At 41.0% G+C, this 13,016-nt stretch carries 15 protein-coding genes; 6 read left to right on the top strand and 9 right to left on the bottom strand.

Translation table 11 applies throughout. From position 1 onward, the window contains the following. The first annotated feature begins 188 nt into the window (after window positions 1-188). From AACU32_RS31715 to AACU32_RS31700, 4 genes are all read left to right on the top strand, one after another. Entirely contained in the window at window positions 189-1,193 is a 1,005-nt protein-coding gene (locus tag AACU32_RS31715; protein WP_096605725.1) for a DnaJ C-terminal domain-containing protein, read from the top strand. Window positions 1,194-1,330: 137 nt separating this feature from the next. After that, window positions 1,331-1,636 carry a hypothetical protein gene (locus AACU32_RS31710; protein WP_339378427.1) on the top strand — a complete coding sequence of 102 codons (306 nt, stop codon included), beginning with the start codon at window positions 1,331-1,333 and terminating at the stop codon, window positions 1,634-1,636. A gap of 155 nt (window positions 1,637-1,791) precedes the next feature. Further along, complete coding sequence (locus tag AACU32_RS31705) at window positions 1,792-2,685, top strand: CHAT domain-containing protein (protein ID WP_339378426.1); 894 nt, start codon at window positions 1,792-1,794, stop codon at window positions 2,683-2,685. A 2-nt stretch (window positions 2,686-2,687) separates the two neighbouring features. Beyond that, complete coding sequence (locus AACU32_RS31700) at window positions 2,688-2,960, top strand: type II toxin-antitoxin system RelE family toxin (RefSeq protein WP_096605721.1); 273 nt, start codon at window positions 2,688-2,690, stop codon at window positions 2,958-2,960. A 270-nt stretch (window positions 2,961-3,230) separates the two neighbouring features. Here AACU32_RS31700 and AACU32_RS31695 read toward each other — a convergent pair whose 3' ends face one another. The 6 genes from AACU32_RS31695 to AACU32_RS31670 all read right to left on the bottom strand — a co-directional run bounded on the left by AACU32_RS31695 (window position 3,231) and on the right by AACU32_RS31670 (window position 8,560). After that, window positions 3,231-3,449 carry a type II toxin-antitoxin system HicB family antitoxin gene (locus AACU32_RS31695; protein ID WP_096605719.1) on the bottom strand — a complete coding sequence of 73 codons (219 nt, stop codon included), beginning with the start codon at window positions 3,447-3,449 and terminating at the stop codon, window positions 3,231-3,233. Continuing rightward, the gene (locus AACU32_RS31690; RefSeq protein WP_096605717.1) at window positions 3,433-3,699 is read right to left on the bottom strand and encodes a toxin HicA; all 267 of its coding nucleotides are present in this window, start codon (window positions 3,697-3,699) and stop codon (window positions 3,433-3,435) included. Before AACU32_RS31690 ends, AACU32_RS31695 begins: the two co-directional genes overlap by 17 nt. 283 nt (window positions 3,700-3,982) lie before the next feature. Further along, window positions 3,983-5,731 carry an NAD+ synthase gene (locus tag AACU32_RS31685; protein ID WP_096605715.1) on the bottom strand — a complete coding sequence of 583 codons (1,749 nt, stop codon included), beginning with the start codon at window positions 5,729-5,731 and terminating at the stop codon, window positions 3,983-3,985. 98 nt (window positions 5,732-5,829) lie between these two features. Further along, window positions 5,830-6,576, bottom strand: coding sequence for an NUDIX hydrolase (locus tag AACU32_RS31680; protein WP_096605713.1), 747 nt, complete (start codon window positions 6,574-6,576; stop codon window positions 5,830-5,832). Beyond that, the gene (locus tag AACU32_RS31675) at window positions 6,537-7,139 is read right to left on the bottom strand and encodes a nicotinate-nucleotide adenylyltransferase (RefSeq protein WP_096605711.1); all 603 of its coding nucleotides are present in this window, start codon (window positions 7,137-7,139) and stop codon (window positions 6,537-6,539) included. The genes AACU32_RS31680 and AACU32_RS31675 overlap by 40 nt, the downstream gene beginning before the upstream one ends. After that, window positions 7,136-8,560: a nicotinate phosphoribosyltransferase gene (locus tag AACU32_RS31670; protein ID WP_096605709.1), complete on the bottom strand. Its 1,425-nt coding sequence runs from the start codon at window positions 8,558-8,560 to the stop codon at window positions 7,136-7,138. Before AACU32_RS31670 ends, AACU32_RS31675 begins: the two co-directional genes overlap by 4 nt. Window positions 8,561-9,009: 449 nt before the next feature. Here AACU32_RS31670 and AACU32_RS31665 point away from each other — a divergent pair, with 449 nt between their 5' ends. After that, the gene (locus AACU32_RS31665; protein ID WP_096605707.1) at window positions 9,010-9,162 is read left to right on the top strand and encodes a nicotinate phosphoribosyltransferase; all 153 of its coding nucleotides are present in this window, start codon (window positions 9,010-9,012) and stop codon (window positions 9,160-9,162) included. A gap of 125 nt (window positions 9,163-9,287) precedes the next feature. Here AACU32_RS31665 and AACU32_RS31660 read toward each other — a convergent pair whose 3' ends face one another. The 3 genes from AACU32_RS31660 to AACU32_RS31650 all read right to left on the bottom strand — a co-directional run bounded on the left by AACU32_RS31660 (window position 9,288) and on the right by AACU32_RS31650 (window position 12,133). After that, window positions 9,288-9,599 carry a hypothetical protein gene (locus AACU32_RS31660; RefSeq protein WP_096605705.1) on the bottom strand — a complete coding sequence of 104 codons (312 nt, stop codon included), beginning with the start codon at window positions 9,597-9,599 and terminating at the stop codon, window positions 9,288-9,290. 1,009 nt (window positions 9,600-10,608) lie between these two features. After that, a complete protein-coding gene (locus AACU32_RS31655; RefSeq protein ID WP_096605703.1) occupies window positions 10,609-11,286 on the bottom strand; it encodes a rhomboid family intramembrane serine protease in 678 nt (225 codons plus the stop codon). Window positions 11,287-11,410: 124 nt separating this feature from the next. Continuing rightward, a complete protein-coding gene (locus AACU32_RS31650) occupies window positions 11,411-12,133 on the bottom strand; it encodes a rhomboid family intramembrane serine protease (protein WP_096605701.1) in 723 nt (240 codons plus the stop codon). A 216-nt stretch (window positions 12,134-12,349) separates the two neighbouring features. Here AACU32_RS31650 and AACU32_RS31645 point away from each other — a divergent pair, with 216 nt between their 5' ends. Continuing rightward, complete coding sequence (locus AACU32_RS31645; RefSeq protein WP_096605699.1) at window positions 12,350-12,943, top strand: acyl carrier protein phosphodiesterase; 594 nt, start codon at window positions 12,350-12,352, stop codon at window positions 12,941-12,943. The last annotated feature ends 73 nt before the right edge of the window (window positions 12,944-13,016 follow it).

Here is a 13,016-nt window from a genome sequence, read left to right as displayed (position 1 = left end):
CAGAAGCTAGCGTATCGGTCTAGTAGTGCAAAAAAGCGAGTGAAATTGCTTCAAAATTCGGATTTGGTAATTGGTAATTGGTAATTTGTTATTAGTCAGCGGTATTGAGCAAAATAGCTGACAACTAACAGCACCCATGACTGATTACCAAAATCTCAAATCTAAAATTTAAAGTTGAATAACTGACTATGCAAAATTTGCAGAATTTTCGCGATTACTACGAGATTTTAGGAGTACCTAAAGAATCCTCAAGTGAAGAAATTAAAAAGGTTTATCGCCGCTTAGCACGACAGTACCACCCTGACTTGAATCCTGGGAACAAAGCCGCTGAGGAAAAATTTAAGGATATTGGTGAGGCTTATGAAGTCCTTTCCGATCCAGCCAAGCGCGCACAGTACGACCAGTTTAGCCGCTACTGGAAGCAAAAAGGCTTTGCTAACAAGCAAACACCAAAGGCTAAAGATTGGAATAATCGCGCTAACAACCGCGACAACAATCAAGAAGTAGATCCTAGCCAATTTGCAGATTTTGAAAGTTTTATTAACCAAGTCATCGGTGTTGGTGGACGTAAAAACAGCAGAAATGGGTCAGCTAGCAACACAGATAGCGATCCGTTTCGTACCCCTAAAAGTAGAGTAGAGTACACAGTACCTAAGAGCCAACCACGCCCAGCCCGTCGGGATATCGAAGCCAGATTGACTCTACCATTAGAAAAAGCTTATGTTGGTGGTAATGAACGGATTAGACTTGAAGATGGGCGATCGCTTGAAGTCAGTATGCCAGCTGGTATGGTCACAGGTCAAAGTATCCGGCTACGTAACCAAGGCATTGGCGGCGGTGACTTATACTTAAAAATTACCGTTGAGCCGCATCCTTTATTTAAACTAGACGGTTCTAATATCTTTTGCCAAGTACCTGTAACTCCCAGTGAGGCTGTCTTAGGAGGACAGGTAGAAGCACCAACTCTAGATGGCCCTGTAAAAATGACCATTCCCCCAGGAGTTAGATCCGGTCAAAGATTCCGCTTGGCGAATAAAGGTTACCCTAATGAAGGTGGTAAACGTGGCGATCAATTAGTAGAAATTCAAATCGTTACGCCAAAAACTATTAGTGATGAAGAAAAAGAACTATATGAAAAAATCCGCCAAATTGAAACCTTTAAACCTCGTGCAGATTTACTAGGTTTGGGATAAGAAAGTATGTTGATATTCGCGTATATTTAAATCTCTTTTAATTAAAAAAATTACACTCATACTCTGAAATTCAGAGTATTAATTCTTTGCGTCTTTCGTGTGTGATGATATTAATCATTAACAGTTTGGTGAAAAGCATGAATTTCCAGGATATAAAGCCAAAAATTTCGCCCATAATCAAAGTTATATCTACAATCCTCATAACTGGTGCAATAGGCTTGGAATTGTGGAATATTTATGCGATCGCAACTGAGATTCAAGTACCAAGCAGTCTAAATCCTATTTTTTGGTTTGAGCGCTTTGCTGTTAGCTGTCATATTATTGAAGCGGTTATAGCAGCTTTTTACGCACCTTCGAGAAATCAGATGCCAATCCAATATGCTATTTATACTTTTTTTGTCGGTACAGTTGGTTTGTTAGAATTATTTGATCGAGAAGATTAATTGGTGCATTGAAGATTAATTGGTGCATTTGTTATACCAGTATTCATGAAAATATTAACTTTGATATTACGAAACATGCTTTGAAACAAGGATTACAGATTTTTCTTTGGTGAAAGTGCTACAAAGTGTGAACGCACTGATATAGCGATTCTCAGTTGGATGCAATACAAAATTATATGGTGGCGGGTAGGGGCACGGCAGTGCCCGCAAGAGTGTATTGGACTCAACCGAAAACCGCTATATTCACATTTTTTTTAAAGTTTAATTACATGAAAAAAACAATCTTGGTTCTGCCAGCAAATCCCAGCCAAACAGCACGCCTACGTTTGGGTCAAGAAGTGCGTGAGATTGAAGAAGCTTTGCGAGGGTCTAAATATCGCGATAATTTTTTACTCAAGTCCTGTTCTGGGGTACGTCCAAAAGATATTCGTCGAGCATTGTTACAGTATCAACCACACATTGTCCATTTTTGTGGACATGGTGTAGGGAAACAAGGATTATTGTTTGAGGATGAAACTGGAAAAGGAAAATTAGTAAGAGGAGAAGCACTGGCTGGACTTTTTGGTCTGTTTTCTAGTCAAATAGAATGTGTGTTGCTGAATGCCTGTTACTCTGAATTTCAAACAGAGGCAATTGTCCAACATATTGATTATGTAATAGGCATGAATAATTCAATAGGGGACAATGCAGCAATCACATTTGCTACTGGGTTTTATGAGGCACTAGGATTCTACGAGCCGCAATTGGGTGGAAGTTCTCCGATTGAGTTTGCTTTTGATATGGGTTGCAGTTCAATTCAGCTTGAAGGTTTTTTGCAACACAAAACACCCATTATGAAAAAAAAGCGTGAAATAATTTTAGAAGAATCAGAATCTATTCGTGCCTATTTAGCTGCTCAGGTGTTTGAGTCTAAGGCTATTCCTTTTGGGCAAGTAGTTTTAGATAAGGAGGAAGAAGAATCTATTCGTGCTTTTAAAGCTGCCCGGATTTGTGAAGATAAGTTTATTCCGCTTACGCAAGCAGTTACTAAAATTCAAGAGGAGCATTGAAATTGTATAAAATTTTTATCAAAGAATGCCCTGCTCTTCAACAGTTGACAGATTTATTTAATCGTCAACTTGAGTTTGAGTGTTCACTAGTTCTCGAGCATATTTGGAAACTTGCTGAAAATCCTAGACCGTTAGATTGTCGAAGAATAGCTACAACTGAAGGATGGCGTATTTATGTACTTGATTATCGTATAATTTATATTATTTACGATAGAGACAAAATTATTATTGTCTTAGATATTAGTCCTAGAGTAAATTGTGATGCTCAAGGTTAAGTTACACATTGTATCAGTTCCTATAATGTCCAGTTCAAATATTACACCATAATTCTGTATCTCTCTGCGTTATCCTATATCTTGAGAAGAAAGCTGTTGCGATTAATTTATATTCTAAATAATCCTTAAAAATATAAGCAAAACAGTTGCCCCAGGATTTGATATTGTGGCAGCGCGATCCATAGCCGTAAAGCACTGCTTTAGTTTCACTGACCATTAAGTTTTACTGGTGGGCAGTGCCCACCCTACAGTAGATTGGGAGAAATTGTCCTAATTATAGGCAGTTACCGGACGTTGTTTAGGTTCGGGAATTTTCCGCTTTAACCTTTGAGCAATTTCTACCCATTCTTTCATGATGACTTCTAGATATTGCAGTGCTTGTTGATAAGTTTCCCCATCAGCAACACAACCGGGTAAGTCTGGAACTTCGGCAATAAATGCTTGGTCTTCTTCGCTCCAGTAAAGAATTATTTCATACCGAAACTTCATGTTTAATTCCTATCTGGTACTTAAGAATGACGGAACGCACTAGTTTGACTTGATAGGCTTTAGCTTTTCCGTTTTTGTGTTGGAGATTTAATATTTCTGCAATACCTTTTTTGGTAAATATATAATGTCCACCACGAATTTGCTCATCAAAGCCTAGTCTGTTTAAAAGTTGCCATAGTTGAGCGAAAGGGATTGCTGTATCAGCAGTCCCTGCTAGTATTTTTGCTAGGATAGGGTCTGGTTGACTCACTTTTTTGACAATGTCTCACTGATTCTAGAGTCTCTTATTAATTTAAGAGTGTTTTGACGTTTATAGCATGTCTAACTTGAAAATGGGGATGGGGGATGGGGCATTGGGCATTGGGCATTGTGTGTTGATTTTTCTCCCCGTTGATCTGTGGTTTCTTTTTGTCTTAATGATGAAAAAATTGCTCCAGACGCTGAGGGCGTAGAGGTAGAGAAAAAAGGAATCATTCCGAGACAAAGGGATTTGATATGATGCCAGAGTTTTATTGGCTACCAAAAACAGATTTTTACTGAATTCGCAGATTGCTATCTTTGCCATCTTTGCCTACTAAAGTAGGGCTAGGGTTGGTTTGAACTGGGGAGGTATTTTTTAAAGCAGCCCAGCTACTAGCAATTGGCATTCGCCAACCAGTACCAAAGGCGCGATCGGTAATTTTTAAGCCCGGAGGTGCTTGTCGGCGTTTAAATTCAGCACGCGCCAGCATTTGAATTACTCGATCTACAATTACTGTATCGTGTCCGGCGTTGACAATTTCGGCGACTGATTGGTGTTTGTGAATCAGGCGTTCTAAGATGTCATCTAAAATCTCGTAAGCTGGGAGAGAATCTTGATCGACTTGTCCGGGTTTGAGTTCAGCGCTGGGTGCTTTGGTGAGGACGTTTTGCGGAATAATTTCGCCCTTGCGGTTTAACCAATGGCAAATTGCATAAACGCGGGTTTTGGGAACGTCAGCAATGACTGCTAAGCCACCATTCATATCACCATACAAGGTACAGTACCCAACTGCCATTTCAGATTTATTGCCAGTGGATAAGAGGAGATAGCCGAATTTGTTAGCAATCGCCATTAATAGGTTACCCCGAATCCGCGATTGCAGATTTTCTTCGGCGATACCAAATTCAGTTCCCGCAAATAACTCAGCTAAGCTATTATCGAAGCATTGCATCGGTTCGGCAATTGGTAGGATGGTAGTTTTTATACCTAAATTTTCCCCTAATGCTAAGGCATCGCTGATGGAATGTTCGGAACTGTAGGGAGATGGCATCAACACACCGAAGACATTTTCTTTACCCAGTGCCGCAACTGCGATCGCCGCTACTAATGAAGAATCAATCCCGCCACTTAAACCCAGTACAACTTTAGAAAAACCACACTTCCGGGAATAATCCCGCACGCCTAAAACCAAAGCTTGCCAAATTTCTGCTTCTGGCGATTCATAGACAGGTGCTACTTTACTTGGCTTAAAATCTCGTTGTTTTTCATCAAATTCTACTAGGAGTAAGTCGGTTTCAAACCCACGCCCACGAGAGACAATTTCACCTTGACGGTTCAAGGCAAAACTGCAACCATCAAATATCAGGTCGTCGTTGCCTCCGACTTGGTTAGCATAGATCATCGGTTGCTGAAAACGCACTGCACTATGCTTCAGCATCCGTTCTCGGAACTCCTGCTTACCGACAGTGTAAGGTGAGGCTGACAAATTGACAATCAAATCTACACCCAAAATTGCTAAATCCGCGATCGGGTTAACTGCATAAGTGCGTTTACCCCAAAATTCCTCATCATTCCATAAGTCTTCGCAAACAGTGACACCAATATGCACATCATCCCAGGTGAAATAGTTAGCTTGTAAGCCTGGTTCAAAATAGCGATTTTCGTCAAATACATCATAAGTAGGTAAAAGCCGCTTGTAAAAAACTTGTTTTACCTGTCCACCTGCTAACAAAGCAATGCTATTGTATAAAGATTTACCGCCCGTAGTACTAGCTCTGATATTTTCTTCTACAGTTCCTACCAAAACCGCTAGATGCGGCGGTAAATCCCGTGCTAATTTTTTCAGGGTATTACCCATCGCTGCCACAAAACTAGGATTTAGTAATAAATCCCTGGGAGGATAGCCACACAAAGACAGTTCTGGTGTTAATAATAACCTAGCACCAGATGCTACTGCTTTTTGTGCCGCTTGGAGAATTTGTTGAGCATTTCCAGTTAAATCACCAATTTTCGGATTAAGTTGAGCGATCGCAATTTTCATATTTGTCAGTTGTCAGTTGTCAGTTGTCAGTTGTCAATTGTCAGTTGTCAGTTGTCAGTTGACTATGGACTTTTGACTTTTGACTATGGACTTTGCAGTTAAATAAATACCAAAGGCTTATCCTTAAAGGGGGCAAAAGCCTCAGCGTCAAATTTATACAAACTAGCGGGACGACCTGCACCACGGGATACCTTAATTCCGGTATCGCACAAAAAACCTAACTTGAGTAGACGGGAGCGAAAATTAGAATAATCACTGAAGTTTTCGCCTAAAACTGTGGTGTACAACTGATATAAATCATTTAAAGTAAACATCTCTGGTAAAACTTCAAAAGCCACCGGGCTATACTCCAACTTATTACGCAAACGCCTGTGTCCGTAAGCCAAAATTTGATTATGGTCAAACGCTAATTGGGGCAATTGTTTCACTGGATACCAAGCTATGCCCGTAACGCCATCAGCAATTAATTCTGCTTCTTCAAACCGCACTAGGGCAAAGTAACTCACGGAGAGATAACGGACACCATAACTATCAGTGCTTTCTCGTGGGTCGCGATTGGGGCCGCCAAAGGTATATAACTGTTCTAAATAGAGATTGTTCACTCTAATTTTTTCAGCCATAATCCGATAGGCAGCATCTTCTAAAGATTCTCCTTGACGCACCAAAGTACCAGGAAGACTCCAAAAATTTAAAAATGGTTCTTGCTGACGCATAATCAACAGCACGAGCAGTCGATTTTGGGCAGTATCTACAGAAAAAATTACATTATCAACACCAACTTTAAAATCAGCCAAAGGTTGTTGATTTACCGGAGTTGGAAACTTTTTGTGGTTGCGTCCTGGCATTTGTACAAATGCTCTCGATGAATATAGGCAACAATAGGGGGGGTGAGGGCATGGGAATCTCCATGTTCGCGGTAGGCTGTGGAGGAAATATCTAGTCCAGTCAAGCTGGCGATCGCAATTTTCCCGCCTAGCTTTTGCACTCCCTCTAAACTAGACTCATCTATCGCATATCCCGGTCGCGGCACTACTAATAATTGCACTTGCCGCAACAAATCTTCAACTTGATACCACCGGGGTAGCTGGTTGAGCAAATCGGAACCAATCACTAAGGTATATTCAGTCTCTTCTCCCCAACGCACTTTGGCTTTTTCTAAAGTTTCCAGGGTGCGGTAGCTACTTAATTCCTGTTCTAAAGCAATATTCTGCCGTGATGTCGGGATATCCGCAATCAACAATCGTAGCATCGCCGCCCGATGTACTAATGCTGTTTGATGGGATTTAAAAGGATTATCCGCCGCCCAAACCGCTACCCAATCATAACGCTCAGACAACCAACTCAAAATCGCCTGATGCCCAGCAGTTGGTGGATCGGCACTAGTACCAAACAAAGCAATTCTCTTCATCTCTGTGCCCTCTGCGCCTCTGCGGTTCGTTTTTTAGTCTCTTGTGTCAACTCTTGCAACGCGGCAGAAATTTCCACCTTCACCGATACAGGATGATTTAATCGCCGTGTTTCCTCTGGTAAACTAGCGACAGATGCAGCAGTACGCTGACGTATTCTCTCTATAGATTCTAGTGGTTTTTGTTGTTTCCCGGCTTTCATTACCAGTTGCAGCAGCGGTTCTTCCCCTACAGGACTTTCCGTTGCTAATCCCAACCTATCTACCTTGATTGTTCCGCCAGCGAAAGAGCGAAATATTTGCTTGCGTCCCGGATAGGTAGCTTTGTCCCGCGATTCTTTCATCACAGGAATACCATCAATTTCCACAAGTTTATAAACTCCATTGACAGGCGTACCGGTAACTAGCTTTGTACCTAATCCATAGCCATCAATTTGCGCACCAGCGGCTTTGAGTCTGGCAATTTCCCACTCGTCTAAATCGCCACTAGCAAAAATTGTCACACTAGGAAGGAGCGATCGCACTTCTTTTGACAAACTCACCAAATCTCCAGAATCTAACCTGACTCCAGTCAAATGCATTTCCCCGGAATTTACTTTTTCGGCTAACCGTTGGGCAGCGGCGATGGTATCGTAAGTATCAATCAACAACGTAGCACCCGGAAAATACCGATGAAAGGCGCTAAAAGCTTGGGTTTCAGTACCTTCGATTGCTGACAGTGCCATCACCAAGGCGTGAGCCATAGTACCACTTGGCTTTTGATTGAGTTGTAGCGCGGCTAACACATTGGATGTCGAATCTAATCCCCCGGCTAACGCCGCCCGCGCCGCCCACAATGAACCTTGGGGGCTAAATGCTCTTCTTGTGCCAAATTCTAAAAGTGTGGCTTGTTCTCCGGCTACATCCCTGATTCTGGCGGCTTTGCTAGCTATTAAGGTTTGATAATTAATCGTATTTAATAGGTAAGTTTCTACTAATTGTGCTTGCCAAAGTGGTGCTTCAATCCGCAACAATGGCTGATTGGCAAACACTGCTGTTCCTTCCGGTACAGCCCACACATCACCAGTAAAACACCCATCAGCTAGCAATGACCAAAAGCGATCGCTAGCATGAGTAAAAATCCCAGTACTTTGCAAAGCTGCTATCTGAGACTGACTAAAACGCAATTTTTGCAAATATTCTAAGGCTTGGGCTAGCCCCATAGCGATTAAATAGCCAAAACCCTCTGGTAACCGCCGGACAAATAACTCAAAGCTAGCTTGTTTTTGTTCTATACCTTCACCTGTGTAACAAGCCGCCATTGTTAGCTGGTAAAGATCAGTCAGTAGGCTGTAATCAACAGCAGCAATATTCAGTTCCTGGTTAAGGCTATTTTGCTGTTGTTGACTGTTTGCATATCTCTCTAAGTCCGGGAAAGTAGTCATTCCGGAGCGTCCTTAAAAGAATGTTTGTTTTATTTATGGTAGATTTTACCATAAATAATGTCAAGTCTTGAGTAATTTCTGCAATTAATTGCCATAAAACCTCAGCTTTCCCGGCAATTAATCTAATTTTCAAAATTTATTTAATATTTTTTAATAGTTATAGCTAATAATAAAGCCAGTTACTTGCCAGAAGTATAATGAAATGTAACGATAGATTGTATGCATAAATTACCAATTGCTTTGTCAAAGCAGGGTTTGAGAGATAGCTGATTTACAATTAGAATCAAACAGAGAAGTTCAACCTGCAAACAAGCTAAAGTATTGCAAACATATCTGAAAAAGCATTGCAGAAATTGTTGATATATTGAGGTTTTAAGCAAAGACAGAATATCAGAATTAAAGTATAGACATCAGCAATTAAAGCAACTCGTAAAAAGAGGTCTAAGATTATGGCTATTACCAGAATCATTGCTAACATAACTCAGTATATTTCTGAAGCCGTAATGCGGATTTTTGGTCCTAATGATGATGCTTACCCTGTGATTGGTGTACAACCATTTACAGGCGATCCTTACAAAAAAGGTATGGCAGATATTTGGTAGAAGCTCTATACTAATCAATCATAGATAAATTCACGTAACAACTTCATAAATGAATCAGAAAAAGGCGTGGGAAAAACCTCACGCCTTTTTGTTTATCAGAACTAATAGCTAATCATGATTAGCTACTACTGAAGGCGAATGGCGACTGCACACCCAAATGCAGCACCAAATCCACCAAGTGCAGCACCAGCAACAGCTCCCCCTAAAGCACCTAAAGCGCCACCAGCAGCGCCAGCCCATGCACCAGCAGCAGCGCCACCAGCAGCAGCGCCTGCTAATGTGCCGATACTGCATTCACCAGGTAGGCTTTTACCTCCATAAATTTGAGCCATATCTGTTTTTGATAATTCAGATATAGTAATTCCTGTTTCTGGTTCTGCATGGGTGAATAAATTAGCATCAGCAGCAGACAAATCAGAGATTGTAATCATAGCCATCTTGAAATAAACACCTCTAAATTTTTGAGTTGAACGAGACGATTGGGAATTTTAACTTGTGCTGAAATTAATGAGCAAAGGAAACCTGCACTCATTAATTTACAGACGAATAATGGCATTTGGTTTGATTTATGAGAAAGCTGTAATTCAAGACTTATATTAATTCGTAATTACGAAATACGAATTATTAAAGTCTTGTGGAGTCAAGGTTAGATTATTTCTTGAACCAAGCTAGAAATAGTAATTCTAGCTTTATCCTCCTAATGCAATTAGCGATTTACAGACAAAACTATTGTAGATTATCGTTTTAAATAATCTATGGCTAAAATAAAAATTTTGGTCAATTTGGCAGCCATATTGGCTATTTTTTGGTTAAAAAAGCATTTTTATTAAATAATCAGGACTTATGCACTGTGCAAATTAATAATTATATGAATTTACCAAATTCGAGAGTTTCCCACTTTGATGAATCATTCCTTTGATGGGAGATAGATCCGCGCTATTGAGGGTAAAGCGCAGTGCTAAACCCCTAGAATAGGTGTGGTTTTTGATATCACATATCTTGTATTTATTGTCAATATGTAATTGCCCATAGTTACAAATTATACAGTAATAAAAAAATGTAGGGGCAATTCTTAAGCCATACGTGTCAACTTAACGTGAAACCCTTACCAAGACGTGATGAGCGAATTCTCTCACTTAACATCATGATCCGCGTCACCCCACCCCGGCTTTGCTGACGCAAAACCTCCCCTCCCCGTTTACGGGGAGGGGATTGAGGGGTGGGGTAAAATGCCTGTGGGATAAGCCTTTTAACTTAAGTTGACACCAATGGGCACTGCCGTGCCCCTACCGGCGTATCTGATTTAACCTGAACTTAAGTTTTACTTCAAGACGGTTGAGTTAAGGAAAACCCAACAAAACCCGAAAAATGTTGGGTTTCGTTCCTCAACCCAACCTACTCTCCCAAAAAAGAGTTTGAAAACACACCCTAGCCCCTAACCCCTAATTAATATTCATCGCGCCTAAACAACCCAAATAAGGGAGCCAGAATCATCCCAAAAGCAAAACCCCCAATATGTGCCCAGTAAGCAACTCCGCCTGTTTCCACACTCATATTGGCTGCGGTTTGCAAACTAGCAACACCAGAGATGAGATTTTGCACCACGAACAACCCGATGAGTATCATGGCTGGAACTCTGATAGTAGTCACGAAAAATCCCAAGAAAACTAAAGTCAAGACTCTAGTTTGCGGGAAGCGGATAATGTATGCACCTAAAACACCCGCGATCGCACCACTTGCACCCAAAGAAGGTATCCCCGAATTCATCCCAATAAACCACTGGCACAAAGCAGCTAAAGCACCGCAAGTCAAATAAAAAACTAGATATTTCAGATGACCTAAGCGGTCTTCAATATTGTTACCAAAAACCCAAAGAAATACCATATTCGAGATTAAATGCCACCAGCCACCGTGTAAGAATTGCGATGTAATTAACGTCGTCCATTCTCCGGCAAAGTTGCTAGTTAACTCTCGTGGTACTACTGCATATAGCTGAAAAAATTGCTCTAATCTTGCACCACGCAGGGTGAGTTCATGAAGAAAAACTAAAATGTTCATCCCGATCAACCCATAAGTCAAATATGGGGTGATGCGCGTTGGATTTTCATCGTAGAGAGGAAACACAGGTGTTTTTCCTAATTATTTATTACTTGCAATATAGCTTGAGTCACTGGTCATTTGTCATTTGTCATTTGTCAATGGTCATTTGTCCCCCTTCCCTTGTCCCCTTTCCCTTGTCCCCCTTCCCTCATCCCCAGTTCCTCATCCCTGATTTAGGCTTGTCGCTAAATAGCCCCAAAATAGGGCCGAGAATTGCGCCAAATAGGAAACCGCCAGCATGGGCCCAGTAAGCAATACCACCGCTTTCCATACCGATGTTGGTAGGTGTTTCCAGACTGGCGACACCATAAAAAGCTTGTTGCAGAAACCAGAAACCTAAAAAGAAATATGCAGGAACTCGGAAAGTCGGGAAGAAAATCCCTAAAGGTATGACACCAAGAATTTCGGCTTGGGGAAAGCGGAGAATGTATGCTCCCATCACACCAGCGATCGCACCACTCGCTCCTAAAGAAGGAATGTTAGAATTCTGGGAAAAGTACCATTGGCTCAGCGATGCCAAAATGCCGCAAGATAAATAGAACAGCAGATATTTAACATGACCTAGCTTATCTTCCACATTGTTCCCAAAAATCCAGAGAAACAACATATTTCCCGCTAGGTGTAATAAACCACCGTGCAAAAATTGTGAGGTAATTAAAGTAGCCCACTCTGGTACAGGTTGATGCACAGATACACCAGCAAAACTTAAGGTAAGTTCTTGTGGAACTACCGCTGCTAAATGTAAAAACCCATCTAAAGCGCGGGGGGGAAGACTGGCTTCATAAATAAAAGCCAGAACATTGATTGCAATTAGCCCAAACGTCACATAAGGTGTGATTTCTGTAGGATTATCATCTCTAATTGGAACCACAGGCGTTTATACCTCATATCTCAGCAACTAGGCTCACAATACTGGTTTTTGCTAGTAATCGCTTCTACCTCATGGCTGGATATGACGGAGAAATGTGAGAATGTTTACCTCTGCCTGATTTTCAAGACAGCCTCTTATGTGATAAATCACATAACCAGCGCGTGAAAATCTCCCAGTCAACCGTCAACCGTCAACAAAAGCAGATGCATTACCATAATGAACTGGTTAGCCCACTTGTTATTGTCTGAACCGAATGTTGAGAGTCGCCTAGGTAATCTTCTAGCGGATATTGTTAAAGGTTCGGCTCGTCAGGAATTAAACTCTTATATACAACGCGGAATTGCCTGTCATCAAGTAATTGATCGCTTTACAGACAATCACATAGTTGTGCAAAGAAGTAAACAGCGCATTGACTCTAGCTATAGGCGATTTTCTGGAGTACTCGTAGATATTTTTTATGACCATTTCTTAGCAAAAAATTGGTCAGCATATTCTCATGTATCTCTTGATGAGTTTACAGCAGAAATTTATAACTCATTTCGAGGCTATCAAGGTCAGATACCATTGATAGTTAGAGAGGTAATTTCTCGCGTAGCTGCTGAAGATTGGTTAGGAGCAAACCTTAACATAGCTGGTGTAGAAAATGTTCTGTTGCGGATATCAAAACGACTGACGCGACGACTCAATAGACCTTTTATGTTAACTCCAGCTATTAGTGAACTTATCACTAATTACGATGCTTTGGAGTATGACTTTCAAGAATTCTTTCCAGAATTATTATCTCATGTGCAAAATTGGTGTATTACCTAGTAGTCTAGTTCGTAGTGAGGACTTCAGTCCTCAAGTTAAGGACTAAAGTCCTGACTACGAAAAAAGCAAAGCT

Source organism: Calothrix sp. NIES-2100, from assembly GCF_963875285.1.
In the GTDB taxonomy this organism is placed as follows: domain Bacteria; phylum Cyanobacteriota; class Cyanobacteriia; order Cyanobacteriales; family Nostocaceae; genus Aulosira.
Note: the sequence above shows the minus strand (reverse complement) of the source record. Positions and strands in the feature narration are given on the sequence as shown.

Bases quoted from the DNA above. Each gene is read 5' to 3' on its own strand.
- AACU32_RS31710 (WP_339378427.1), top strand. From the start codon at position 1,331: ATGAATTTCCAGGATATAAAGCCAAAAATTTCGCCCATAATCAAAGTT.
- AACU32_RS31675 (WP_096605711.1), bottom strand. From the start codon at position 7,139: ATGAAGAGAATTGCTTTGTTTGGTACTAGTGCCGATCCACCAACTGCT.
- AACU32_RS31645 (WP_096605699.1), top strand. From the start codon at position 12,350: ATGAACTGGTTAGCCCACTTGTTATTGTCTGAACCGAATGTTGAGAGT.
- AACU32_RS31695 (WP_096605719.1), bottom strand. From the start codon at position 3,449: ATGAAGTTTCGGTATGAAATAATTCTTTACTGGAGCGAAGAAGACCAA.
- AACU32_RS31680 (WP_096605713.1), bottom strand. From the start codon at position 6,576: ATGCCAGGACGCAACCACAAAAAGTTTCCAACTCCGGTAAATCAACAA.
- AACU32_RS31665 (WP_096605707.1), top strand. From the start codon at position 9,010: ATGGCTATTACCAGAATCATTGCTAACATAACTCAGTATATTTCTGAA.
- AACU32_RS31685 (WP_096605715.1), bottom strand. From the start codon at position 5,731: ATGAAAATTGCGATCGCTCAACTTAATCCGAAAATTGGTGATTTAACT.
- AACU32_RS31660 (WP_096605705.1), bottom strand. From the start codon at position 9,599: ATGGCTATGATTACAATCTCTGATTTGTCTGCTGCTGATGCTAATTTA.
- AACU32_RS31715 (WP_096605725.1), top strand. From the start codon at position 189: ATGCAAAATTTGCAGAATTTTCGCGATTACTACGAGATTTTAGGAGTA.
- AACU32_RS31670 (WP_096605709.1), bottom strand. From the start codon at position 8,560: ATGACTACTTTCCCGGACTTAGAGAGATATGCAAACAGTCAACAACAG.